This window comes from Lentisalinibacter sediminis, from assembly GCF_040706615.1.
Lineage (GTDB): Bacteria > Pseudomonadota > Gammaproteobacteria > Steroidobacterales > Woeseiaceae > Lentisalinibacter > Lentisalinibacter sediminis.
Genome location: NZ_JAPDRF010000002.1, coordinates 169,602 through 193,650, shown reverse-complemented (window position 1 = coordinate 193,650; position 24,049 = coordinate 169,602). Strand labels below are relative to the sequence as shown.

Annotated in this window: 21 protein-coding genes; 14 read left to right on the top strand and 7 right to left on the bottom strand. The window is 67.5% G+C overall.

The window, feature by feature from the left end:
- Positions 1 to 28: 28 nt before the first annotated feature.
- Complete coding sequence (gene ald, locus ACJMKX_RS03785; protein ID WP_405221253.1) at positions 29 to 1,150, bottom strand: alanine dehydrogenase; 1,122 nt, start codon at positions 1,148 to 1,150, stop codon at positions 29 to 31.
- A gap of 142 nt (positions 1,151 to 1,292) precedes the next feature.
- Here ald and ACJMKX_RS03780 point away from each other — a divergent pair, with 142 nt between their 5' ends.
- The 5 genes from ACJMKX_RS03780 to ACJMKX_RS03760 all read left to right on the top strand — a co-directional run bounded on the left by ACJMKX_RS03780 (position 1,293) and on the right by ACJMKX_RS03760 (position 8,068).
- Positions 1,293 to 1,754 (top strand): Lrp/AsnC family transcriptional regulator, encoded by a 462-nt coding sequence (locus ACJMKX_RS03780; RefSeq protein ID WP_405221250.1) that lies wholly within the window; start codon positions 1,293 to 1,295, stop codon positions 1,752 to 1,754.
- 131 nt (positions 1,755 to 1,885) lie between these two features.
- Positions 1,886 to 2,494 carry a flavin reductase gene (locus ACJMKX_RS03775; RefSeq protein ID WP_405221247.1) on the top strand — a complete coding sequence of 203 codons (609 nt, stop codon included), beginning with the start codon at positions 1,886 to 1,888 and terminating at the stop codon, positions 2,492 to 2,494.
- A 3-nt stretch (positions 2,495 to 2,497) separates the two neighbouring features.
- A complete protein-coding gene (locus tag ACJMKX_RS03770) occupies positions 2,498 to 3,673 on the top strand; it encodes a M20 family metallopeptidase (protein WP_405221244.1) in 1,176 nt (391 codons plus the stop codon).
- A complete protein-coding gene (locus tag ACJMKX_RS03765) occupies positions 3,670 to 4,686 on the top strand; it encodes a hypothetical protein (protein ID WP_405221241.1) in 1,017 nt (338 codons plus the stop codon). The genes ACJMKX_RS03770 and ACJMKX_RS03765 overlap by 4 nt, the downstream gene beginning before the upstream one ends.
- 91 nt (positions 4,687 to 4,777) lie before the next feature.
- The gene (locus ACJMKX_RS03760; protein WP_405221848.1) at positions 4,778 to 8,068 is read left to right on the top strand and encodes a VPS10 domain-containing protein; all 3,291 of its coding nucleotides are present in this window, start codon (positions 4,778 to 4,780) and stop codon (positions 8,066 to 8,068) included.
- 158 nt (positions 8,069 to 8,226) lie between these two features.
- Here ACJMKX_RS03760 and ACJMKX_RS03755 read toward each other — a convergent pair whose 3' ends face one another.
- Entirely contained in the window at positions 8,227 to 9,153 is a 927-nt protein-coding gene (locus ACJMKX_RS03755) for a LysR family transcriptional regulator (RefSeq protein ID WP_405221238.1), read from the bottom strand.
- 89 nt (positions 9,154 to 9,242) lie between these two features.
- Here ACJMKX_RS03755 and ACJMKX_RS03750 point away from each other — a divergent pair, with 89 nt between their 5' ends.
- Positions 9,243 to 9,713 carry a tetratricopeptide repeat protein gene (locus ACJMKX_RS03750; RefSeq protein WP_405221235.1) on the top strand — a complete coding sequence of 157 codons (471 nt, stop codon included), beginning with the start codon at positions 9,243 to 9,245 and terminating at the stop codon, positions 9,711 to 9,713.
- A 111-nt stretch (positions 9,714 to 9,824) separates the two neighbouring features.
- On the opposite strand, the gene ACJMKX_RS03745 is transcribed toward ACJMKX_RS03750, so the two are convergent.
- Both ACJMKX_RS03745 and ACJMKX_RS03740 read right to left on the bottom strand, forming a co-directional pair.
- On the bottom strand, positions 9,825 to 11,999 hold the full coding sequence (locus ACJMKX_RS03745; RefSeq protein ID WP_405221232.1) for a M3 family metallopeptidase: 2,175 nt from the start codon (positions 11,997 to 11,999) through the stop codon (positions 9,825 to 9,827).
- A gap of 70 nt (positions 12,000 to 12,069) precedes the next feature.
- The gene (locus tag ACJMKX_RS03740) at positions 12,070 to 12,777 is read right to left on the bottom strand and encodes an alanyl-tRNA editing protein (protein ID WP_405221229.1); all 708 of its coding nucleotides are present in this window, start codon (positions 12,775 to 12,777) and stop codon (positions 12,070 to 12,072) included.
- Positions 12,778 to 13,131: 354 nt separating this feature from the next.
- Here ACJMKX_RS03740 and ACJMKX_RS03735 point away from each other — a divergent pair, with 354 nt between their 5' ends.
- Positions 13,132 to 15,351 carry a TonB-dependent receptor gene (locus ACJMKX_RS03735; protein ID WP_405221226.1) on the top strand — a complete coding sequence of 740 codons (2,220 nt, stop codon included), beginning with the start codon at positions 13,132 to 13,134 and terminating at the stop codon, positions 15,349 to 15,351.
- 82 nt (positions 15,352 to 15,433) lie between these two features.
- Positions 15,434 to 16,105: a cupin domain-containing protein gene (locus tag ACJMKX_RS03730; RefSeq protein ID WP_405221223.1), complete on the top strand. Its 672-nt coding sequence runs from the start codon at positions 15,434 to 15,436 to the stop codon at positions 16,103 to 16,105.
- 7 nt (positions 16,106 to 16,112) lie between these two features.
- On the opposite strand, the gene ACJMKX_RS03725 is transcribed toward ACJMKX_RS03730, so the two are convergent.
- Positions 16,113 to 17,348 (bottom strand): GGDEF domain-containing protein, encoded by a 1,236-nt coding sequence (locus ACJMKX_RS03725; protein WP_405221220.1) that lies wholly within the window; start codon positions 17,346 to 17,348, stop codon positions 16,113 to 16,115.
- A 234-nt stretch (positions 17,349 to 17,582) separates the two neighbouring features.
- On the opposite strand from ACJMKX_RS03725, the gene ACJMKX_RS03720 reads away from it, so the two are divergent.
- Together ACJMKX_RS03720 and ACJMKX_RS03715 are read left to right on the top strand one after the other, a co-directional pair.
- Positions 17,583 to 18,848, top strand: coding sequence for a parallel beta-helix domain-containing protein (locus ACJMKX_RS03720; RefSeq protein WP_405221217.1), 1,266 nt, complete (start codon positions 17,583 to 17,585; stop codon positions 18,846 to 18,848).
- Complete coding sequence (locus tag ACJMKX_RS03715; protein WP_405221214.1) at positions 18,845 to 20,017, top strand: SO2930 family diheme c-type cytochrome; 1,173 nt, start codon at positions 18,845 to 18,847, stop codon at positions 20,015 to 20,017. The genes ACJMKX_RS03720 and ACJMKX_RS03715 overlap by 4 nt, the downstream gene beginning before the upstream one ends.
- Here ACJMKX_RS03715 and ACJMKX_RS03710 read toward each other — a convergent pair.
- Positions 19,985 to 20,779 carry an ABC transporter ATP-binding protein gene (locus ACJMKX_RS03710; protein WP_405221211.1) on the bottom strand — a complete coding sequence of 265 codons (795 nt, stop codon included), beginning with the start codon at positions 20,777 to 20,779 and terminating at the stop codon, positions 19,985 to 19,987. The two genes, ACJMKX_RS03715 and ACJMKX_RS03710, sit on opposite strands and share 33 nt — an antisense overlap.
- A gap of 130 nt (positions 20,780 to 20,909) precedes the next feature.
- On the opposite strand from ACJMKX_RS03710, the gene ACJMKX_RS03705 reads away from it, so the two are divergent.
- Both ACJMKX_RS03705 and ACJMKX_RS03700 read left to right on the top strand, forming a co-directional pair.
- Positions 20,910 to 21,356, top strand: a complete 447-nt coding sequence (locus tag ACJMKX_RS03705; RefSeq protein ID WP_405221208.1) for a hypothetical protein — start codon at positions 20,910 to 20,912, stop codon at positions 21,354 to 21,356.
- 28 nt (positions 21,357 to 21,384) lie between these two features.
- A complete protein-coding gene (locus tag ACJMKX_RS03700) occupies positions 21,385 to 22,425 on the top strand; it encodes an SDR family oxidoreductase (protein WP_405221205.1) in 1,041 nt (346 codons plus the stop codon).
- Positions 22,426 to 22,452: 27 nt separating this feature from the next.
- Here ACJMKX_RS03700 and ACJMKX_RS03695 read toward each other — a convergent pair whose 3' ends face one another.
- Entirely contained in the window at positions 22,453 to 23,286 is an 834-nt protein-coding gene (locus ACJMKX_RS03695; protein ID WP_405221203.1) for a metal-dependent hydrolase, read from the bottom strand.
- A 110-nt stretch (positions 23,287 to 23,396) separates the two neighbouring features.
- On the opposite strand from ACJMKX_RS03695, the gene ACJMKX_RS03690 reads away from it, so the two are divergent.
- Positions 23,397 to 23,561, top strand: coding sequence for a hypothetical protein (locus tag ACJMKX_RS03690; protein ID WP_405221200.1), 165 nt, complete (start codon positions 23,397 to 23,399; stop codon positions 23,559 to 23,561).
- 80 nt (positions 23,562 to 23,641) lie between these two features.
- Positions 23,642 to 24,025 (top strand): PA2779 family protein, encoded by a 384-nt coding sequence (locus ACJMKX_RS03685; protein ID WP_405221197.1) that lies wholly within the window; start codon positions 23,642 to 23,644, stop codon positions 24,023 to 24,025.
- Positions 24,026 to 24,049 lie beyond the last annotated feature (24 nt).

The following is a 24,049-nucleotide window of genomic DNA, read 5'->3' as shown; positions in this document are numbered from 1 at the left end:
GGCGGTGGCTCGGGCGGCGACCCCGGCGTCACGCCGCGCTGACTGCTTCCTCCGCCGGCATGTAGCTGTAGCCGAGATCCTCCGCCACGGCCTCGTGGGTCACATGGCCGGCATGCACGTTCAGCCCGCGGGCCAGGTGCACGTCCGCCGCCAGCGCCTTGCGCCAGCCGTGGTCCGCCAGCGCGCGCACGAATGGCAGCGTCACGTTGGTCAGCGCGAACGTGGAGGTGCGCGGCACCGCGCCGGGCATGTTCGTGACGCAGTAGTGCACGACGTCGTCCACGATGTAGGTGGGCTCTGCGTGGGTGGTCGGCCGGCTGGTCTCGAAGCAGCCGCCCTGGTCGATGGAGATATCGACCAGCACCGAGCCCGGCCACATCGCCTTCACGTGCTCCGCCGTCACCAGCTTCGGCGCGGCGTGGCCGGTGATCAGCACCGAGCCGATCACGAGATCCGCGCGCGGCACCAGGGTGTCGATGGAATGCTGGGTGGAGAATTCCGTCTTCAGGCGGCCGCCGAAGATGTCGTTCAGCTGCCGCAGACGGGGCACGGAGCGGTCGATCACCGTCACCTCGGCGCCGAGGCCGATGGCCATCTCCGCCGCATTCGTGCCGGCGACGCCGCCGCCCAGCACGACGACCCGGGCGGGCCGCACGCCGGGCACGCCACCCAGCAGGATGCCGCGGCCGCCGCCGGCCTTCTGCAGCGCGAAGGCACCGGCCTGGATGGACATGCGTCCGGCCACCTCGCTCATGGGCGTCAGCAGCGGCAACGAGCCGCCGGGGCCGGTGACTGTCTCGTAGGCGATGGCCGTGCAGCCGGACTTGACCAGGCCCTCGGCCTGCTGGGGGTCGGCGGCGAGATGCAGATAGGTGAACAGCACCTGCCCCTCGTGCAGCATCTCGCATTCCTTCAGCTGGGGCTCCTTCACCTTGACGATGAGCTCGCCCTGCTCGAACACCTCGGCGGCGTCCGCGGCGATGCTGGCGCCGGCCGCGCGGTAGTCGTCGTCGGTCATGTTGATGGCGAGCCCGGCGCCGGTCTCGACGACCACCTCGTGACCTGCCTGCACCATCTCCTTCACGCCAGCCGGCACCATGCCGACCCGGTACTCGTGGACCTTGATCTCTTTCGGTACGCCGATACGCATGATGATCCCCCTGTCTCGCCGGCAGTCTCAGATAGAAACAGCATAACGCCGGGCGCGGGCGGGCGTTGCGAATCACGGGCATGCCGACCCACTTTCGTGGCAGAATCTGCGGTAACTAATTACTAATACGCAATCTCCTGCGATGAATATGGACCGATACGACAGAGCCATACTGCGCGCCCTGCAGCGCGACGGGCGCATCAGCAACGTAGAACTCGCGGCCCGCGTGAATCTCTCCGAATCCGCCTGCCTGCGCCGGGTGCGCGCGCTGGAGCGGGGCGGGCTCATCGAGCGCTACGCGGCGCTGCTCGACCAGAACCGGGCGGGGCTGCCGGGCAACGTCTTCGTCAGCATCACGCTGCAGCGCGAGGAGCAGAGCGATCTCGACGCGTTCGAGGCGGCGGTGCGCGAGCTGCCGGAGGTGATGGAGTGCTATCTCATGACCGGCGAGTTCGATTACCTGCTGCGTCTGGTGGTCGCCGACATGGCGGACTTCGAGCGCATCCATCGCCAGCACCTCGCCACGCTGCCGGGCGTCGCCCGGGTGCACTCCAGCGTCGCTCTGCGCACGGTGCGGCGCACGACGGAGCTGCCCATCCCCTGAACTTCTCCTGAGGCCCTCGTGCCGGCGGCATCTACTTATTGGTCCGGCCCGGGACCGGCGGTAGCGTGGAAGCGAGACCCGCAGGCGGCCGCTCGCAGACTGCCTCTTGCAGATAGCCCAGGGAGGTCGGGATGACAGACACACCCCGCAGCCGGCTCGTGACGCTGGATGTGTCGCGCCCCGTCTGGGAACGCTGCTTCACGGTGGCGCCGCTGGTACTGGTGGGCACCCGGGACGAGGACGGCAGCCCGGACTTCGCTCCCAAGCACATGGTCAGCCCAATGGGCTGGGAGAACTACTTCGGCTTCGTCTGCACGCCGTCCCACAGCACCTACCGCAACATCCGCCGCACGGGCGTCTTCACGGTCAGCTACCCGAGGCCCTCTCAGGTCCTGTTCGCCGGCCTGGCCGCCTCGCCGCGATGTGACTCCGGGGAAAAGCCGGTCCTGGATGCTTTCACCACGTTCCCGGCGGAGACTATCGACGGCGTGTTCATCGAGGACGCATATCTGTTCCTGGAATGCGAGCACCACCGGACCTACGATGACTTCGGCGTCAACAGCCTGGTCACCGGTCGCATCGTCGCCGCAAGGATCGATGCCGCCGCGCTGCGCACCTCCGACCGCGACGACCAGGAGCTCATCCGCGACGCGCCCCTGTTCGCCTATCTCCACCCCGGGCGCTTCGCGAGCATCGACGCGTCGAACGCCTTCCCGTTCCCGGCCGACATGAAGAAATAGGCCATGGACCGGCTGCGTGGACCCGAGATCCTGGCGCAGCTCGAGACCGAGCGGGACCGGCTCATCGCTTTCCTGCGCGACCTGGTCGAGGCGGAATCCCCCTCGTCCGTGCCCGAGACCCAGCGGCGCGTGCGCTCCGTGCTCGCAGCCGGCCTGGAAGAACTCGGCTACCACACGCAGCCGCTGCACGGCCATCGGACCGGGGGTCATCTCTATGCGCGGCCTCGCCACCGGCGCCGCGGCGCCGGCGTGCAGCTTCTGATCGGCCACTACGATACGGTCTGGCCCGTCGGCACGTTGGCCGAGCGGCCGTTCGAGGTGGACGGCAACGTCATCCGCGGGCCCGGCGTATTCGACATGAAGGGCGGGCTCGCGCAAATCGTCTTCGCGCTGGCGGCCCTGCGCGCCCTCGGTCTCGAGCCGCCCCTCACGCCGGTGGTGTTCGTCAACGCGGACGAGGAGATCGGCAGCCGCGACTCCGGCCGCCACGTCCGCCGGCTCGCGCGCATCGCCCGGCGCGCCTACGTGCTGGAGCCCTCGCTGGGCGCGGAGGGGCAGCTGAAGACGGCGCGCAAGGGAGTGGCGCGCTACACCGTGACCGTGCACGGCAAGGCGGCTCACGCGGGACTGGACCCGGAGGGCGGCGCCAGCGCCATCCTGGAACTCTCGCACGTCATCCAGAAGCTGTTCGCGCTGAATGACGGTGAGCGCGGCGTCTCCGTGAACGTGGGGACGGTGGACGGCGGCATGCGGCCCAACGTGATCGCGCCGCTCAGTCAGGCGGTGATCGACGTCCGCGTGCCGACCCATGACGATGCGCAGCGCATCGATGCGGCCATCCGGGGTCTCGAGCCGGAGACGCCGGGCGTGCGCATCCGCGCCGAGGGCGACTTCGGCCGGCCGGCCCTGGAGCCGACGCCCCGCAACCGTGCCCTGTGGGAGACGGCCCTGGCCCATGGCGAGGCGCTCGGACTCCATCTCACCGAGGCCCGAGCCGGCGGCGGCTCCGACGGCAATACCACCAGCCTGTACACCGCCACCCTGGACGGACTCGGCCCGGTCGGCGACGGCGCCCATGCCGAGCACGAGTTCCTGTACCTCGACCGCACGCTGGAGCGCACCGCGCTGCTGGGCTCCCTGCTCCTCGCGCCGGACATCGCCGGGGGAGGCGAGGCATGACCGGCCTATTCCTCGGTAGCCTGACCCGCATCGCGGACCTGGACGTGGAGCCGTTCGCCATCGAACGCCTCCCGCATACGGCCTGGGCGGGAGGCGACTACGTGGTGGGCGCCGTGACCGGTACGCCCGGTCCGTTGTACGAGATCGAGACCGCCACGGGCCGGCACGTGCGGGTGCTGCCGGGCGATCTCGTGGTGGGCGCCTTCGGCAACCGGGAGGCCACGCTGGAAGGGGTCGGCAGCTGGCGCGACATAGAAGGCGACGAGATGCATGCGATGACCGGCGCCGGCCTGTTCGGGCGCTTCGTCTCCCTCTCGCTCATATTGCCCCGGCCGCTCACGCTGGAGTACCGGGGGCATGTGCTGCGCGACGGCCGCAAGCTCGCGATGGGGGACTTCGTCGAGCCGGCCGAGCCGCAGCCCCTCGAGGTCCCGGTGGTGCTGCTGTACGGCACCTCGATGTCGGCCGGCAAGACGACCGCGGGACGCGTCATCGTCCACGAGCTCTCGACTGCCGGTCTCGACGTGGTCGGCGTGAAGCTCACGGGAGCCGGCCGCTACCGCGACGTGCTCAGTTTCCAGGACGCAGGTGCCGATGCGGTGTTCGACTTCGTGGACGCAGGCCTGCCTTCCACCGTGGTACCGGAGGACGTATTCCTTGCAGCCATCCGGCCGCTGCTCGGGCGCATCGCGCGGCGCCGGCCCGACGTGGTGGTGGTGGAAGCCGGTGCCTCGCCACTGGAGCCCTACAACGGTGCCGCGGCCATTGCCGAGCTCGGCGAGCGGATCCGCTGCGCCGTCCTGTGTGCCTCCGATCCCTATGCGGTCACCGGCGTCGAGCATGCCTTCGGCCTGCGCCCGGACGTGGTCATGGGGCCGGCCACGAGCACCAGCGCGGCGATAGCGCTGGTGCGCAAGCTGAGCGGCGTGCCGGCCATCAACGTGCTGGACCCGGCCTCGCTGCCGGCGCTGCGCCGGGTGCTCGCGGAGTGCCTGGGCGTCCGCTTCCGCTGAACCCGCGCCGCCGGTTATGGCATAGTGACCTACCCCATCCGCCCGGCCATCCGCAGGGCGGAAAACCGGTTAGCACAACAAAGGATGGATGATGAAGATGTCCGCCAGACTGCTGTTCGCATCCCTGTTACTCCCCCTTGCCGTCTTCGCGGCTGACGCGACCGACGAGGAGGTCGAGCCGGGACTCAACGCAGCCACCCTGGAAGGGCTGGAGCTCCGCAACGTCGGGCCGGCCTTCATGTCCGGGCGCATCGCCGACATCGTGCTGCACCCCGAGGACCCGAGCGTCTGGTACGTGGCGGTGGGCAGCGGCGGCGTGTGGAGGACGACGAACTCCGGCACTACCTGGGAGCCGATCTTCGACGACCAGAGTTCCTATTCGATCGGCTGCATCACCCTCGACCCCAACGACCCGGACACGGTCTGGGTGGGCACGGGCGAGAACGTGAGCGGGCGCCACGTGGGCTACGGCGACGGACTGTATCGCAGCCGGGACGGCGGCGAGACCTGGGAGCGCATGGGTCTCGAGCGGTCCGAGCACATCGGCATGATCCGCATCGACCCGCGGGACTCGGACGTCATCTGGGTGGCCGCTCAGGGCCCGCTCTGGTCCGCCGGCGGTCAGCGTGGTCTGTACAAGTCCGTCGACGGCGGCGAGACCTGGGAGGAGCTGCTCGGCGACGACGAATACACGGGCGCGAACGAGGTGCACCTGGACCCGCGCGACCCGGATGTGGTCTACGCGGTGACCTGGCAGCGCTATCGCAACGTGGCCGCGCTCATGAACGGCGGTCCGGGCAGCGGCATCCACAAGTCCGAAGACGGCGGCGAGACCTGGCGGGAACTGAGCGAGGGGCTGCCCGAGGACGACATGGGCAAGATCGGTCTGGCCATCTCGCCGCAGGATCCGGATGTCGTCTACGCCACCATCGAACTCGAGCGCCGCACCGGCGGTTTCTGGCGCTCCGCGGACGGCGGGGAGACGTGGGAGAAGCGCAACGACTATCTCTCCTCCGGCACCGGTCCCCATTACTACCAGGAGCTGTTCGCGAGCCCTCACGCCTTCGACCGGGTCTACCAGATGGACGTCTATCTGCACGTCACCGGCGACGGCGGCGCCAACTTCACGAAGATGGGCCGGGATGCCAAACACGTCGACCATCACGCGATGGCATTCCGCGCCGACGATCCCGACTACCTCATCGTCGGCACCGACGGCGGCATCTACGAGAGCTTCGATCTCGGCGAGACCTGGCGCTACGTCTCCAATCTGCCGATCACGCAGTTCTACAAGGTCTCGGTGGACTACGACGAACCCTTCTACAACATCTACGGCGGCACCCAGGACAATTCGACCCAGGGCGGTCCGGCACGCACGGCGAATATCCACGGCATCAGTAATGCGGACTGGTTCGTGGCCCTCGGCGGCGACGGACACGAGCCCGAGGCCGATCCGACCAACCCGGACATCGTCTACGTGCAGTGGCAGAGGGGTAACCTGAATCGGTACGACCGGCGCACCGGCGAGACGGTCTATATCCAGCCCCAGCCGGGCCGCGGCGAGCCGGAGGAGCGATTCAACTGGGATGCGCCCATCCTGATCAGTCCGCACGATCCGGCACGGCTGTACTTCGCCAGCCAGCGGCTCTGGCGCAGCGACAATCGCGGCGACGAGTGGCGCTCGCTGAGCGGCGACCTCACCCGCGACATCGACCGGCTGCGCCAGCCGATGATGGGCAAGCGCTGGAGCTTCGACGCCCCGTGGGACCTCTACGCCATGTCCCAGTACAGCACCATCGCCAACCTGGACGAGTCACCGCTGGTCGAGGGTCTGATCTACGTGGGCACCGACGACGGGCTCATCCAGATCACGGAGGACGGCGGCGAGACCTGGCGCGAGATCGACTCACTGCCCGGCGTGCCGGACTACTTCTACGTGAACGACATCAAGGCCGACCTGCACGACCCGGACACCGTCTACGTGGCGGTGGACAATCACAAGGCCGGCGACTTCCAGCCCCATATCCTGAAGAGCACCAACCGGGGCCGCAGCTGGCGCAGCATCGCCGACGACCTGCCTGACCGTCACATTGTCTGGCGGGTGATCCAGGATCACGTCGACCCGGACCTGCTGTTCGCGGCCACGGAGTTCGGCCTGTTCTTCACCGTGGATGGCGGCGGCAACTGGACCGAGCTGGACGGCGGCATCCCCACGATCTCTTTCCGGGACCTCGAGATCCAGCGGCGGGAAAACGACCTGGTTGTCGCCAGTTTCGGCCGCGGTTTCTTCGTGCTCGACGACTACTCGCCGCTGCGCGACCTGAGCGGGGAGACGCTCGCCGAAGAGACGGTGCTGTTCCCCGTGCGCGATGCCGCCTGGTACGTGCCCCGTGACCCCCTCGGCTGCGGCGCCCCGGGCTGCCAGGCATTCCAGGGCGCGAGCTTCTACGTGGCGCCGAATCCGCCCTTCGGCGCGGTCTTCACCTACTACCTGCCGGAGAAGATCCGCAGTCGGGAGGAGCAACGCCGGGAACGTGAGAAGAAACTGGAGCTCGAGGGGGCGCCGATCCCGTTCCCGGACTGGGATACCGTGCTGGACGAGGAACTGGAGGATACGCCGGCCGTGTGGCTGACGGTGCGCGACGCGGCGGGAGAGGTCGTACGCCACATCGAGGCGCCGGCCGAGGCCGGTTTCCACCGGGTGGCATGGGACCTGCGCTACCCGGACCTCAATCGCTGGGAGCCCGAGAGCGAGGAGGAGCCCTCGCCCTGGGAGATCCGTCACGGCGTGCTGGTGGAGCCCGGCGAGTATTCGGTGGCCCTGGCGCGGCGCGTCAACGGCCGCGTCGAGACCGTGGGTGCACCGCAGAGCTTCCGCGTCACCTCCATCCGCGAACCCGTACTCGCGGGCCCGGCCCAGAGCGAGCGTGTGCGCTTTGACCGCCGCGTGGCGGAGCTCGGCCGCGCGGTCAGTGCCGCCGTGGCGAGCGTGGAGGCGCTGACGAGCGAGACCGGCGCCATCAAGGAGGTGCTGACCCGCTCCACGGCGGATCCGGCGCTCTACGCCACGGCCCAGGACATCGAAGAACGCGCCAGGAGCCTCGCTGTGCGTCTCAGCGGCCACGGGGAACGCGCCGAGATGGGCGATGCGCAGCCGGTCTCGATCTCTCGCCGCCTGAACGTGGCAGGTTTCGGGAATACGAAGAATGCCTATGGCCCGACCGCCACTCAGCTCAATAGCCTCGAGATCGCGGAGGCCGAGTTCGCGGAGGTGAAGCAGGCGCTGGATCAGCTGATCGAGGCGGAACTGGCGGGTCTGAAGGAACGCCTGGACGGGGCCGGCGTGCCCTGGTCACCAGGCCGCGGCGTGCCGCTGCGCTGACACCGCGCTTTTCTTTCCTGGCCGGTCCCCCCTCTATTGTGGCCGCCCTGCGGGGGTATCCATCTTGCTCCCGACAAAAGGTCGCGGCGATGGATACCGCCGCATGACGGGCCTACGCCAAAAGAATAACGGGTCGGGCCTGAAGGCCCTCCCACCCGTCAGGCGGCCTTGCCGCCCTCGAACTGCTCCTTGTTCGCCAGCACCCGCTCGGTGAGGAAGTCGGAGACGGCGCGGATGCGGGCGCTGTGACGCAGTTCCTCGTGAGTGAGCAGCCACATCGGCGCCTCGAACAGGTTCGTCCCGGGCAGCAGCGGCACCAGCCCGCGCTGCAGCATGGCGACCCAGCGGTGTGAGAGTACCGCGATCCCGTAACCGGCCCGGGCGGCGGACATCTGCGCCGCCGCACTGTTGGTGGTGAAGACGAAGCGCCCGGTCGGCAGATGGGCGAGTTCGTCGCCGGGCACGAGGTGCGCCTGGCTGCCGGCCTGTTCCAGGCCGATCAGGTCGTGGTGCGCGAGATCGTCGAGGGACTCGAGCGGCGGCGCGTGCTGCAGATAGGAAGGTGCCGCGTACAGGCCGAAGCCCACGGTGACCAGCCGGCGGCCGATGAGTTCGGGCTCTTTCGGTTCGCCGAGGCGCAGCGCGATGTCGGCTTCCCGGCGCAGCAGATCCATCGTGCGGCTGTCCACACGGATGTTGAGCGTGATATCCGGATAGCGCCGCCGGAATTCGGTCAGCTCCGGCGGCAGCCATTCGGTGCCCGTTCCCTCCGTGGCGGTGATCACCACCTCGCCGGCAAGGCCTTTCGACTGCACGTCCACGGCGCGCTCGATGGCGAGCATCTCCCGTTCCATGCGCCGCGCGTTCTCCAGGATGGCACGGCCCGTGTCCGTGAGCTGCATGCGCCGGCCCGTGCGCACGAACAGTGGCACCCCCATGCGTTTCTCCATCGCCGCGAGGCGGCGGCCCAGCGTCGGCTGGGATACGGACAGGTGTTCGGAGGCGGCGAGCAGGCTGCCGTGCTCCACGATAGCGAGGAAGAGGCGGATGTCACCCCAGTCCCGCAACGACGTCTTGGTATTCATTAATGAATAGTAATTATATTTTTTCTTTATTGCTATGCGTATGTGCAATCCATACCGTATGTCCACGGTTCATCGAGAGGAAGATACCCATGAGCATCGCAATACAACTGGCCGCACTGGCATTGACACTGACCGGCGCCCTCGGCGCCACGGACGCGGCGGCGGCGGGCCTGGAACTGCAGACGACGCCGGAGTTCGTACACCGCGCCGAGGTGGCGCTCGCGGCCGGCAACACGGAGCGGGCGGTCGGCCTCATCGCGCCGCGCATCGATCGGCTGCGTGGCGAGTACGCCCGCAACCGGGCTTACGCGACTCTCTGCAACGCCCACCTGCGCCAGAAGGACTACGACCTGGCGGGCGAGGCCTGCAGGCTCGCCGCGGAAAACCGCTACGCCACCTGGAGTGACCACAACAACCTGGGTGCCTGGCACTACCTGACCGGCGATCTGGAGGCGGCGCGGGAGCAGTTCGAGAAAGCCGCGGAGCTGGCGCCGGGCCGGGAGGCGGTCGCCATGAACATCGAGGCCACCGTGGCCGCCCCGGGCAGCCAGGACCGCTGAGACTCGCGGCCCCTGCGCCGGACAGGATGCGGTCCAGCCTCCCCCGGATCGGATCCGCGCCCCTCGTCGTGCGCCGCAGCCGGGCCAGCAATGGCCCGGCTTTTTTGTTTTCTACGGCGCCAGCGGCCTTTCCGGCAGCAGCCCGCGCCGCTCCAGCAGCGGCTCGATGACCGGATCGCGCCCGCGGAAGGCCCGGAACAGCTCGAGGCCCGGCTTCGTGCCGCCCTTCGACAGGATCTCCTCGCGGAAGGCCGCAGCCGTCTCCCGGTCGAACAGCCCCTGCTCCCGGAAGGCCTGGAAGATGTCGGCGTCCATGACCTCGGACCACAGATAGCTGTAGTAGCCGGCGGAATAGCTGCTGGAGAATATGTGCCGGAAGTAGGTGCTGCGGTAGCGGGGGATGATGTCGTCGATCAGGCCGATGCGCTCCATCTCCGCGCGCTCGAACTGCTCGGGCACCACCTCCGCGCCGGGCTCCAGCATGTGGTAGGCCATGTCGAGATAGGACGCCGCCATGTACTCCACGGTGCGGAAGCCCTGGTTGAACTTCGCCGTCGCCTGGATCTTCCGTATCAACTCGTCCGGCAGCGGCTCGCCGGTCTCGTAGTGACGGAAGGTGTTCAGCATCTCCGGTTCGCCGAGCCAGTTCTCCATCACCTGCGAGGGCAGCTCCACGAAATCGCGCGCGGTGCTCGTTCCGGCCAGTGACGGATAGCGCACCTCGGAGAGCATGCCGTGCAGCGCATGGCCGAACTCGTGCAGGAGCGTCTCCGCCTCGGAGTAGCGGAGCAGGGCGGGCTGGCCGGGTGCCGGCGCCGGGAAGTTGAAGTTGTTGGTCACTACCGGGGTGACGAATCCGTCCAGGTCCGACTGCTGACGCAGCGCGTTCATCCAGGCGCCGCCGCGCTTGCTCTCCCGGGCGAACCAATCCATGTAGAGGATGGCGAGATGGGAGCCGTCCGCGTCGAATACCTCGAACACCTGCTGGTCCGGATGCCAGCGCGGCAGGTTCGGGCGCTCCTCGAAGGTCAGGCCGAACAGCCGGCCGGCCAGCTCGAAGGCTGCGCTGCGCACTGCGGAGAACTCGAACCAGGGCCTGAGCGCCTGTTCGTCGAAGTCGTAGCGCTGTTTACGCAGCTTCTCGGTGTAGTAGCGCCAGTCCCAGGGCTCCAGTTCACCCTCGATACCGTCGGCACGGAGCATCGCGGTCAGCGCATCCCGTTCCCGCTTCGCCATGGCCAGCGCCGGCTCCCAGACCTCGTCCAGCAATTCGTACACGCGCTCCGGCGTCTGCGCCATCCGGTCCACCAGCACCGAGGCGGCGTGATTGTCGAAGCCGAGCAGCCGGGCCCGCTCGGCGCGCAGCGCCACCATCTCGGTGACCAACGCGTTGTTGTCGGCCTCGTTGCCCCGGTCGCCGCGCAGGGCGTAGCCCATGAATATCGTCTTGCGCAGTTCACGGTTCGGCGAGTACTCCAGGAACGGCTCGATGCTCGGCCGCTGCAGCGTGAAGACCCAGCAGTCCTCGCAGTCGTGCCCGCGGCGCTCCGCCTCCGCTGCGGCGGTGGCCACCAGGCTCGCCGGCAGCGCACCGAGGTCGGCCCGGTCGGTGACCAGCAACTCGAACCGGTTGGTTTCCTCCAGCACGTTCTGCTGGAAGTCCTCTTCGAGCACGGCGAGGCGGCTGTTGATCTCCTTCAGCCCTGCGCGGGCTTCGTCGTCCAGTGCCGCTCCGGCCAGGACGAACGCCTTGTGCGTCTCCTGCAGCAGCCGCAGCGCCTCGGCATCCAGCTCGAGACCTTCCCGGGCCTGCCAGAGCGTGTCGATGCGTTCGAACAGGGCCGGGTTCAGCAGGATCTCGTCGTCGTGGGCCGAGAGCTCCGGCGCGATGGTCTTCGCCGTCTGCCGGATGACGTCGTCCGAATGGGCCGAGTTCACGGCATAGAAGACCCGCGCCGTGCGTTCCAGGGACGAACCCGTACGCTCCAGTGCCTCGACGGTGTTCGCGAATGTCGGCGGCTCGGGGTTGGCGACGATGGCCTCGACCTCCGCGCGCTCCCGGCGCATGCCCTCGCGCAGGGCCGGCAGGTAGTGCTCCGCGCGGATGCGGTCGAAGGGCGGCACCCCGTGGGGCGTGTCCCAGTCGTCGAGCAGCGGGTTACCGACGGCGGGAGGTTCGTCGTTGTCCGCGGCCGGTGCCGTGCCGGCTCCGGTGGCGGTGCCGGAGTCCTGGCCGCAGGCCGCGATCATCAGGGTCGTGAATGCGAGCAGACCTCGTGTGTACATGTTGCCTCTGCGGTGTCCGTGGGTGATAGGGAAGGCCGCGTCCCGCCGTGACGCGGCGAGGTCACGTCGTTCAGGCGTCCGCGAATACGATGTTCACGCGCCGGTTGTGCCGGCCCTTCTTCTCGATCTTGCTGACCCGAATGGGCCCGATCTCGCTCGTCCGCCGCACGTGGGTGCCCCCGCAGGGCTGCAGGTCGACGTTCGGGATCTCGAGCAGCCGGATGTGCCCGGCATCCATGGGCGGTGAGACCGACATGGTGCGCACGAGTTCCGGCTGATCGCGGAGCTCCTCGCCCGTGATCCAGCGCGACTGCACCTCGTGATCCCCGGCAATAAGGGCATTCACCGCAGCCGTTACTGCCTCCTTGTCCAGCGTCTCCTCCATGTCGAAGTCGAGCCGGCTCTTGGCGGCGCTGATATTGCCGCCGGTGACGCCGTGGGGGATCACGGCGCCCACCAGGTGCAGGCAGGTGTGCATGCGCATGTGCCGGTAGCGCAGCTCCCAGTCGATCACGGCGCGCACCTGCTCGCCGGGGGAGGGGAGTGCGGTGTCCTCGGCCGGGACGTGGCGGATGACACCGGCCTCCCCCTTGCGGGTATCGACGATGCCGATGCGCTCGCCCGCGGCCGTCTCCAGCCAGCCCCGGTCGCCGGGCTGGCCGCCGCCGAGGGGATAGAACACGGTGCGGTCGAGCACGATCCCGTCCTCTTCCGCCGCAACGACGGTCGCCGTGCAATCCTGCAGATAGGCGTCCTGCTCGAACAGTCTTTCGGTCATGAGGTCTCCGGTCCGGCGACGAGGCCGCCTCTTCCTGGTTGTGGCTTGGGGGCAACAAATTCGGCCGCCGGGTGGGGATGCCCGCCGGCCTGCCCGTCGGCCTTGTCTGAGTATTGTACATAAACGGAATCCGTAGCTGGCAGGTGGTCCAATGCCGCCGGAATTACCGGGTAACGCCTGAATGCCGTCCTCGCATCCACCGGTTTGTTGCAACAATCCGACAATTTTCTTGACCGCATCGAACGGCCCTCGCTATGCTTGATTCGCAGCCGGCGTCCGGCCACGGCCGATAGCCGCACTGCGCAAGATCGCGCGCCGGCTTCGGCACGTGCAGACATCAGAGGGGGAGAAATCGTGAAACATGGAATAACCGGTATCGCCCGGTGGGCGACCGCAGTGTTCGCTCTCGCCGCCATGACCGGCGCAGCAACGCTTGCGCAGGCCCAGTCGACCAGAGATGCCTTCGTCGAGGAGATCGTTGTCACGGCGACCAAGCGGGCAGGTGGCCAGGAAGTGCAGGACGTGCCTGTCGCTGTTACAGCGCTTGGCGAGGAACAGATCGACGCGCTCTATCTGCGTGACCTGAAGGCGCTCGGTTACGGCGTTCCGAACGTGCAGCTCGAGGATATCGGCACCACCCGGGGGGTCGCGAACTTCTCGATCCGCGGTATCGGCATCAGCAGTTCGATCCCGTCCATCGACCCGACCGTGGGAGTATTCGTCGACGGGATGTACTACGGTATTCCGGCGGGAGTCGTATTCGATACTTTCGACCTGGCCTCCGTAGAAGTTCTTCGTGGGCCGCAGGGCATTCTGTTTGGCCGGAATGTAACCGGCGGTGCCGTGCTGCTGCAGACGACCCGGCCGACCGAAGAACCGTCGATGAAGGTCAAAGCCGCCGTCGAGACGGGCAACAACGTTATTACTTCAGGCGTATTCTCGGGGCCGCTGAACGACTCGAAGACGCTGCTCGGTAAATTCGCCGTCTACCACAACAAGGACGGTGGCTGGCACACCAACGATTTCGATGGCAGCGATTTCGGTGAAGCCGATACCACGATAATCCGTACCGGCCTCACGTGGCGGCCTGCGGAGGCTGTCGAGTTTCTCCTTCGTACAGAGAACGCGCGTTCGGACGGGGACGGACCGGCGGGGCAGAACGGGGGCCTCTTCAGTCGTGATAGTTTCGACTTCGCCATCGACTTTCCGGGTTCCTACGATAACGAGTGGGACCAGGCCATACTCGAAACTTCGGTGGATGTCGGTTTCGGCAACGGCGAGATCGTGAATATTCTTGCGTGGCGCGAGTACGAGAACGCATCGACCGGCGACATAGATGCAACGCCGAACTTCCTCTTCCATTCCGAGGCGCTGACACAACAGGATCAGCTCTCCAACGAGCTGCGCTACTCAGGCAGCTTCGGCACTACTTTTGTGACCAGCGGCGTCTATTACCTGACACAGGATCTCGACTATCGCGAGGTCCGCAATTTCGGTCCCGCAGTTCAGGCAACGGGCGCGCCGCCTCGTATCGTCGGTGGCGGGCTTCAGGAGCAGACGACCTGGGGTGTGTTTACCCAGTTGGACTACCAGTTGTCAGAGCGCTGGACACTCACCCTGGGTGGCCGCTACAGCGCGGAAGAGAAAGAAGTGGATATTGCAACGCTCGGCCTGGGCCTCGCGCAGGGCTCACCAGCGTGCACTATCGCGGATGGTTGCACGTTCTATAACTTCGTTGATGATGAAGACTGGAGTAGCTTCACGCCCAAGGTCGGGTTTCAGTTCCGGCCCGATGACACGATGCAGATCTACGGTTTCTATACCCGTGGGTTCCGGAGCGGCGGCTATAACATGAGAAATACCGATCCTGACTTCCCGCCAGGACCGCTTGATCAGGAGACGCAGGATTCTTTCGAACTCGGTGTGAAGGCCGATCTCCTCGGCGGCATGATGCGCGTGAACGCCGCGGTTTTCTACAACACCATCGAGGATCTGCAGCGAGAGATTAATGAGCAGGCGCCAACCGGTGTTGTTCAGACGTTCGATAACACCGCAGACGCCACGATCCAGGGCTTCGACCTTGAAGCCTGGATGTTCGCCACCGACACGATCACTGTATCGGTGAATGCGGGCTACGTGGACGGTGAGTATGATGAGATTCGGGCTGACCTAACGGGTCCTTTCGGCCCCCCGTCGTCGAACGGCGTCGTCGATGAGGCGGATTTCGCACTCGATATCCCGCGACTCGCTCCTTGGTCTTATGGCGCCAGAGTGATCTATGACCGGGATATCGGCAACGGTATGGCCGTCAACGCTCAGGTCAGTTTCAACCATCGGGACCAAGCCCCCTACAATGACAATAACCAGGGCCAGCTGAAGGAGGCCGACATGCTGGATGCCAGCGTGTCGCTCTTCATGATGGACCGGGCTCTGAAACTCTCAGCGTTCGGCAAGAATCTCAAGGACGAGGCAACGATCGGCGGCGATACGCAGCTCGGTTTCTTCCCGGGCGCCACCTTCTCGCCGCTGAACAAGGGCCGGATTATCGGCTTTGAGGTCGAATACAACTACTGATCATCCAGCTCGGTAATAAGCGAAACAGACAGGAGGCCCCTGATCGCAGGATCAGGGGCCCTTCTCTTTCCGGAGACTGCCCATGCGAGTCAATGCGGACTTCGCCGCGCCGGCATTCGAGCGGACCAGCGAGATGGAGTGGGTCCCGTCGCCCACGGTCGGAGTGGAGCGGCGCATGCTCGACCGGGTCGGCGACGAGGTCGCTCGGGCCACCAGCCTGGTGCGCTACGCAGCCGATAGCCGCTTCCCCGAACACACCCACGGCAAGGGCGAGGAGTTCCTGGTGCTGGAGGGCGTGTTCGCTGACGAACACGGCGAGTACCCGGCCGGCACCTACGTGCGCAATCCGCCGGGCTCCTCCCACTCGCCTGCCAGTCCCGAGGGCTGCGTGCTGCTGGTGAAACTGCGCCAGTTCGCCGACGACGACCTGGCGCGCGTGGTGGTCGATACGCACCATGGCGCCTGGGAAGCGACCGGCGTCGAGGGTGTCGAGCGCCTGCCTCTGCACGCCCACGGCAGCGAGCGTGTGGCACTCTACCGCATGGCCTCCGGGTCCCGTATCCCGTCGCATGAGCACCCCGGCGGCGAGGAGGTATTCCTGATCGAGGGCGGGCTCTCGGACGGCGAGCGGGAATACGTTGCCGGCGACTGGCTGCGTCTGCCGTCCGGCAGCGGCCATGCCGTGCGTTCCGGCACCGGCGCCGTCTTCTGGGTGAAGAGCGGGCACCTGCCGCCGGCGGACGCCGCGGGGTGAGCCGTCGTCAGGCGGCGCCCATGCGGAAGGTGCCCGTCTGCATGTCGGGGTCCGGCGTCGCGATCTGCACCTGGTTGCGCCCGCCCGCTTTCGCGGCGTAGAGCGCCTCGTCTGCCATCTGAATGAGACCCTCCGAGCTGCGACGGTCGGCGGCGGGCTGGGTCGTGGCGACGCCTACGCTGACGCTCAATCTGGCGGGCCGGCCATCTACGCGGTGCGGGATGCCTAGCTGCAGGATGCTCACCCGGATGTGCTCGGCGAGTTTCGCGGCGTACTGCTCGGTGGTGCCCGTGAGCAGCACCACGAATTCCTCGCCGCCGTAGCGGGCCGCCATGTCGGTGGGCCGGCGCACGGCGGTACGCACCATCTTCGCCACGGTGATGAGCGCCCGGTCGCCGGCCTGGTGGCCGTACTGGTCGTTGTATTCCTTGAAGTGATCGACGTCGATCAGCAGCAGGCCCAGCCGGACTTCGTCGGCCGACGCCTTCTGCCAGGCGGAGCGGTAGCGCTCGTCGAAGGCGCGCCGGTTGCTCAGCCCGGTGAGCTTGTCCTGCCCGGCGACACGCTCCATCAGGTTGGCCTCCAGGAAGCTCCGCCGCCGGCCGCGCTCCAGCGAGTAGGCGCCGAAGATGCCGATGAAGTTCGTGAACAGGATGTACAGCCCGTTGTACATCAGGTCCACCGTGACGCCCTGCAGCGCCAGGCTGAGGCCGACGAAAGTGAAGAGCAGCGTGAGCGCCGTGGCCGTGGCGTAGTAGAAGCCGAGGCCGAGGAAGAAATAGATGTAGACCGTGATGGTCATGAAGCCGGAGAAGTAATAGGGCGTGCCGAGGTCGGCCGCCAGTGCGCCGATGGCGAGCGAGCCCAGGCCGGCGATGATCGCCGCGATCATGGTGAACAGCTTGATGATGCGTTGGGCAGGCTGCCAGTAGGAGAGCAGCAGGACGCCGAGGACCGCCGGGATGATGACGAAGAGCCGCACGGGGTTCGAGATCCGGGCATACTCCGGCGGCATGAAATAGTGGTCCACGGCTATCAGCGCGCATAGCAGAACCAGCCCCAGTGCCAGGCCGGCACGGGTCTGCAGGAGCGTCATCGACAGGTGATGCTGCTGGTACTCCGCTTCGAGCCGGCGGTCGAAGCGCAGCCACCGGAACCCGGACGCCAGCTGTCGGGCGTAGGGATTGTCGAGTACCGGCGAGTAGTCCGTCACCTGGATCTCCGCGGCCCCCTGGGCCTCCATATATTATGTCAAGCACGCCGGATGCGGCAGCGCCCTCGCTGTGGCCGGCGGCGACGGCACAGGCCGCTCCAAGCCCGATTGCACCGGAAACGCGGCCGGGTTGCCCGGGTGCAGGTCACAATCCGGCCGATCCATCAGTCGGTCCGTCTGCCGGCCCGACGACGAATACGGGCCGCGCGGGTTCGCTACAATATGGCGGTCCGCACAACGTCGAGCGCGGAAACGGAGGGGAGCATGAGTACACGTCGTCTGTGGATCGTCATCGGTATCGCCGCACTCTCGGCGGGTTGCGGCCAGCCGCCCGAAGGCGGCTCGGCCGACGACTCCGCAGAGCCGCCGGATACGGCGTATCAGGATCAGCTCCTGCAGGAACTTATCGAGGCCCGGCCCGGCGACGTCATCGAGATCCCGCCCGGCGTCCACCGCATCACCCGCAGCCTCACGCTGAACGCAGACGGGGTCACGATCCGTGGCGCCGGCATGGACCGCTCGGTGCTCTCGTTCGCCGGTCAGGTCCAGGGCGCGGAGGGGCTGCTCGTGAACGCCAGCGACTTCCTGATGGAGGACGTGGGCATCGAGGACACGGTGGGCGATGCGCTGAAGGTCAACGAGGGCCGCAATATCGTCATCCGGCGCGTGCGTGCCGAATGGACGGGCGGACCCGACACGGACAACGGCGCCTACGGCCTCTATCCGGTGCAGGTGGAGAACCTGCTGCTGGAGGATTGCGTGGCGATCGGCGCATCGGACGCGGGCATCTACGTCGGCCAGTCCCGCAACGTGGTGGTGCGCAACAACCGCGCCGAATTCAACGTGGCCGGCATCGAGATCGAGAACACCATCGGGGCCGACGTCTACGGCAATCTCGCCACCAACAACACCGGCGGCATCCTCGTCTTCAACATGCCGGACCTGCCCCAGCCCGGCCATTCGACGCGGGTCTACCGCAACCGGGTGATCGCCAACAATACCGGCAACTTCGCGGCCGAGGGCACGGCGGTGTCCGGCGTCCCGGCCGGCACCGGGGTACTGATCAACGCCAACGACCGTGTGGAGATCTTCGACAACGACATCGCGGACAACGAGACGGCCAACGTGATCGTCTCCAGTTATTTCTCGTCCGGCTTCGAAGGCATGATGGAGGTCGCCGAGGACTACGACCCCTATCCGGAGACCATCTACATCTACGGCAACCGTTTCTCCGGCGGCGGCGACTCGCCCGATACGCTCGCGCTGAAGACCCTGAAGGTGGCCATGTTCGGGCTCCGTGGCTCGCTGCCGGATATCCTCTGGGACGGTTACGCCAACCCGCAGAAGACCGACGAGACCGGCACGCTGAAGCCGCCGTACGCGATCTGCGTGGACAATGAGCCGGCCCTGGTGCTGAACGCCGACATGGGCAACGGCAGCGAAGACGTGACCACGGACATGACGGGCCACCGCTGCAGCCACGACAAGCTGCCGGCCGTGGAGCTGGCGCTGGCCGACGGCGAGGCATGAACCGGGGCCGCTCACTCGCTGCGATGGCAATCGCCGTGCTGGCGCTGGCGCTGGCCGCCGGCTGCAGCCAGCGCCAGGCACCCGCCTTCCACGAGTCGCCGCCCGAGCGTCTGAGCGAATGGGGGCTCGTGCTGGCCGACGGCGACCGGCTGGTGCCGAACGAGCGGGTGCTGCCCTACACCCTGAACACGCCGCTGTTCTCCGATTACGCGCAGAAGCTGCGCACGGTCTGGATGCCGGAAGGCCGCGCGGCCCGCTACCGGAAGACCGGTGACTGGGACTTCCCGGTGGGCACGGTACTCACCAAGACTTTCTACTATCCGGTCGCAGGGCCGGGCGCGGTCTACGCAGAGGCCAGGCAGCGCCTTTTCGACGGCGCCGCGCTGCCGCTGGAGGGAGTGCGCCTGGTCGAGACCCGCCTGCTCGCGAAACAGGCCGACGGCTGGGAGGCCTACCCCTACGTCTGGAACGAGGCGCAGACGGAGGCGACGCTGCGGCCGGTGGGCGACATGCTGGCGCTGCGTCTGGTCGCCGCCGACGGGCGCGAACGGCCGTTCACCTATGTCGTGCCCGATGCCAATCAGTGCGGCGGCTGCCATCGCCCCGACCACACCAGCAAGGAGCTCCGGCCCCTCGGGCCGAAGACCCGGCACCTGAACGCTGTCGGCGTGGACAGCGCGGCAGCCCCCGGCGGCGATCAGCTCGCCGCCTGGACGGATGCCGGCTATCTCACCGGGGCGCCGCCGGGCGAGCAGGCGCCGCGCCTCGCCCGCTGGGACGGGTCAGACGCTGGCGACGTCGCGGCGCGTGCGAGGGCTTACCTGGACGTCAATTGCGGCCATTGCCACAACCCCCGCGGTGCCGCGGATACCTCCGGCCTTTTCCTCGATATCGATACCGCCGGCCCTCGGCGGCTCGGCCGCTGCAAGCCGCCGATCGCGGCCGGCCGCGGCTCGGGCAACCGGCGTTACTCCATCGTGCCCGGCGATCCGGACGCCTCGATACTCGTCTACCGCATGGAGACCGGTGATCCGGCCGCCGCCATGCCCGAACTCGGCCGTGCGCTCGTGCACGAGGAGGGGGTCGCCCTGATTCGCGAGTGGATCGCCGGCATGCGCGGCGAGTGCAGCATGGTGCTAGCCGGGCAGCGCGACGAAGAAACCCTCTGATTCGACGAGCCGGACGGCCGTGCCGTAGAGATCGCTGAGCCGTGCCGCGGTGAGCAGTTCCGGTTTCGGCCCTTCCGCCACCACGCGCCCCGCCTTCAGCAGTATCACCCGGTCGATCTCGGGCGGGATTTCGTTCACGTGATGGGTGACCAGCACAATGGTCGTGCCCGCCCGGATCAGAGCGCGGATGCGGGCGAGGAAGGAGAACGCCGCCTCGGGATCCAGACCGGCCGTAGGCTCGTCCAGGATCAGCGCCTCCGGGCTGTGCACCAGCGCACGGGCCAGCAGACAGCGGCGTTGCTGGCCTGTGGAGAGCGAGCGGAATGGTCTGTCCTCGAGTCCCGTGAGTCCCAGTTCGGCCATCACCTCCCGGGCGCGCGCAAGGTGCTCCGGACCCGGCTCGAAGGGAACGCCCGCCAGTCCCTGGCTACCGGCGAATCCGGACAGCACGGCCGTCGCGAGCGGCACGCGGTCCATGGTCTCGTGCTGCAGGTCGTCGGAGACGAGCCCGAGCCGCTTGCGCAGGTCGCTCACCACCTGCAGGCCGTGTCCCAGCACGCGCACCGCGGGCTCGTCCCGCGCCTCCGGGTAGAGCTCGCGGCTCACGAGTTTCAGGAGTGTGGTCTTGCCGGCCCCGTTCGGTCCGAGTATCGCGGTGTGCTGCCCGGACTCGATGACGAGATCCAGGCCGTCGAAGACCCGTGTGTTGCCCCGCCAGACGACAGCATCGCGGATTTCGATCAGTGGGGGGAGAGGCGGCATCGCGGGAGCATGCCCGGCAGCCTGCAGGCGGTCAAACCGCCGTGCGGCACGGCCCGCGTGCCGGCGGGGTCTGCCCGCGAGCGTACGAGTGCAGTATGGTAACCGGGTCCGGACCTGGAGAGGCACCGCCATGACGATCGCAAAGAATCTGCCCGGTTTCCTGCGCCACCAGGGTTTCTGGGACGGGGAGTACCGCCACCTCGACGCCCGGGGCAGGATCGTCGAACGACACCACTCCACGGTCGAGGTGCGCTTCCCGAAGGACGGCCCCTGGGACTACGTCCAGAAGAACCGTTGGGTATGGCCGGACGGGCGCTCCAAGTACGCGGAATTGCCGGGCACTTACCGGGACGGCAGGGTCCACTTCGACAACGACATCCTCACCGGCGTCGCCTGGCAGGGGGCGCCGAACATCGTGCTGCTCACCTGGACCCGTCACGAGAATCCGGGCACGGAGTTGTTCGAGTTGATCGTGATCAACGAGTACGACGACCGCCGCTCGCGTACCTGGCACTGGCTGGAGGAGGGGGTCTGCGTGCGCAGGACACTGATAGACGAGATCAAGGTCGGCCCATAGTCCGTCCGCCGAACACAGGGAGAGAGTCATGACCGCCGAGAACAGCGACAGAACCATACTGGTGACCGGCGCATCCGGTTTCATCGCCATGCACTGCATCCTGCAGCTGCTGCAGGCCGGTTTCCGGGTGCGCGGCACGCTGCGCTCGCCGTCCCGGGAGACGGCGCTGCGTGGCACCTTCGCGAAGCACGTCGACGCGGACGACCGGCTCTCGTTCTTCACCGCGAACCTGATGGACGACGAGGGCTGGAGCGAGGCGATCGCTGGCTGCGACGCGGTTTTGCACGTGGCCTCGCCGCTGCCGCGCACGCCGCCGAAACACGAGGACGACCTTATCGTGCCGGCCCGCGAGGGCGTGTTGCGGGTGCTGCGTTTCTCGTCCGAGCTGGGCGTTCGGCGCGTGGTCATGACCTCGTCGGTGGCCGCCGTGCTTTACGGCCACGAGCGCGACGGCAGCAAGGTCTACGACGAATCCAGCTGGAGCATCCCCGAGAAGACCGCCGGCGCCTACGAGAAGTCCAAGACGCTGGCCGAGCGCGCTGCCTGGGAGTTCATGGAATCGCTGCCGGAGGACAACGCGCTCGAGCTGGTCGCGCTCAACCCGGGCCTCGTCCTCGGCCCCATCCTGGACGAGGACTACGGCACCAGTGGCGAGGCCGTACGCAAGCTCATGCGCCGCGATCTCCCCGGCTGCCCGCCCATCGGCTACGCGCCGGTGGACGTGCGTGACGTCGCGGATGCGCATCTGCGCGCCATGGACGTGCCGGAGGCCGCCGGCCAGCGCTTCATCCTGGCCATCGATCATGCCTGGTTCGGCGAGATCGCCGACATACTGGACGAGCACCTGCGCGAGCTGGGCTATCGCATCCCCACCCGCAGGCTGCCCGGCTTCGTGCTGCGTCTCGCCGCGCTGTTCGACAAGACCACGCGGCTGGTGGTCCCCGAGATCGGCCTGCGCATGGACATCTCGAACGAACGCGCGAAGCAGGTCCTCGGCTGGCAGCCGCGCTCGCTCCCGACCATGGTGAAAGACATGGCCGACAGCATGATCGAATTCGGTGTCGCCTGAGGGCATCGGCCCTCGTAAGCCGGAGCCTCAGCCCTTGTGTGCCAGCTCGTAGCGCGCCACCAGCTCGCTGTTGTCGTGCTGCCAGGGATGGAAGCCCCTGCGCAGGAACGAAAACCAGGCCGGCACGATGCGCCGGAGCGTGCCGGGCCGGCCGAACAGGAACTGGAAGCCGTCCCACCAGGTGCGCCAGCGCCATAGCTGACCGTCGCGCTTCAGCATGATGCGCGCGTTGCGGAAGGTGTCCTTCAGGAAGAAGACGCTGGACATGACCAGCGCGTGCCGGCGTTCCTTCACCGTGCCGCCCACCAGTTCGTGGACGTCGAAGGCGACGGCCTTGTGCTCCGTCTCCTCCACCGCGTGCCAGCGCCAGAGTTCGGCGATCTCCGGGTCGGCACCGGTCAGCACGTCGTCGTGGGAGAGGAGGTCGTGGGCCATGATGGCGGTCAGGTGCTCGTTGGCCACCGTGCCGGCCAGCAGGCGCCGCTCGTTGAAGTGGCCCTTCGCCCAGGCGATGCGGCGCCGGACCGGGCCCTCGAACGCCTCCAGGTCGTAGCCGCGCACCTCGCACAGCGCCTCGTTATAGCGCTGGTGCTCGCGGCGGTGGACGGATTCCTGACCCTGGAAGGCCCGCACCTCGGCACGCAGATCGTCGTCCTCGACGCGGTCCGACCAGGCCCGGACGCTGTCGATGAAGAACTTCTCGCCGAGGGGGAAGAGCATCGACATGGCGTTGAACCAGGCCGTGCGGAAGGCGCTGCCGCCGTGCCAGTCCCGCGCCAGAGCATCCTTCAGCTCGAAGCGCCGCTGGCGGGGGCGGAAGCCGCCCTCCGGTCCGTGGTAGGTGTCGCGGAGCAGGGTCATGATGCGGTCCGGTCGTCGGTTGCCTCAGGCGCCGATCTTAACCCGTCGCGGACGGCCGGCACAGGACGCACGGTCCGTACGACGGTTCCTCGAGTGCTAGCATGCCGCCCATGAGTACCGAACTGATTCTCGTCCTGATCTTCCTGGGCGCCGGCGCGATCTACCTGGTGACGTACATCCGCCAGATGATGCGGCGCAGCGAGGCGCAGTGGCGGGCCGCGGACAAGGACAAGCTGCGCACCTGGGACGACGAAGAGGACGAGGAGCGGGACTGAGCCGGGCCGTTCCGGTGTTATCCTTGGGCCGTCTGCAACCAGGGGCGGCCGCGCTGGTCCGCCCTCACAGGAGAGAGAGTATGACCAGTTCCGTTTTCTGTCGCTTTGTCACCGGCATCGTCGCCGCCGCCCTGCTGTCGTCCGGTTTCTCCGTCAGCGCCTCGGCCGGGGTGATCTCCACCGAGCAGGCCGCCACGGTCGCGGAGCGTATGGAGCGTCTCGATCGCGTGTCCTCGTTCCTGGCCCGCCAGGACGTGGCGGCCGAACTGGAGCGCTTCGGCGTCGATCCGGCCCTGGCCGCGGAGCGGGCCGCCGCCCTGTCCGATGCGGAACTGGCGGAGCTCGACGGTCGCATCGCCGACGCGGCGGCCGGCGGCGATCTCCTCGCTGTCATCGGCATCGTCTTCGTGGTGCTGCTGATCCTGGAACTCGTGGGCGTCACTAACGTCTTCAGCCGCATCTGAGGCAGACGCTCTGAGGCACTCCAA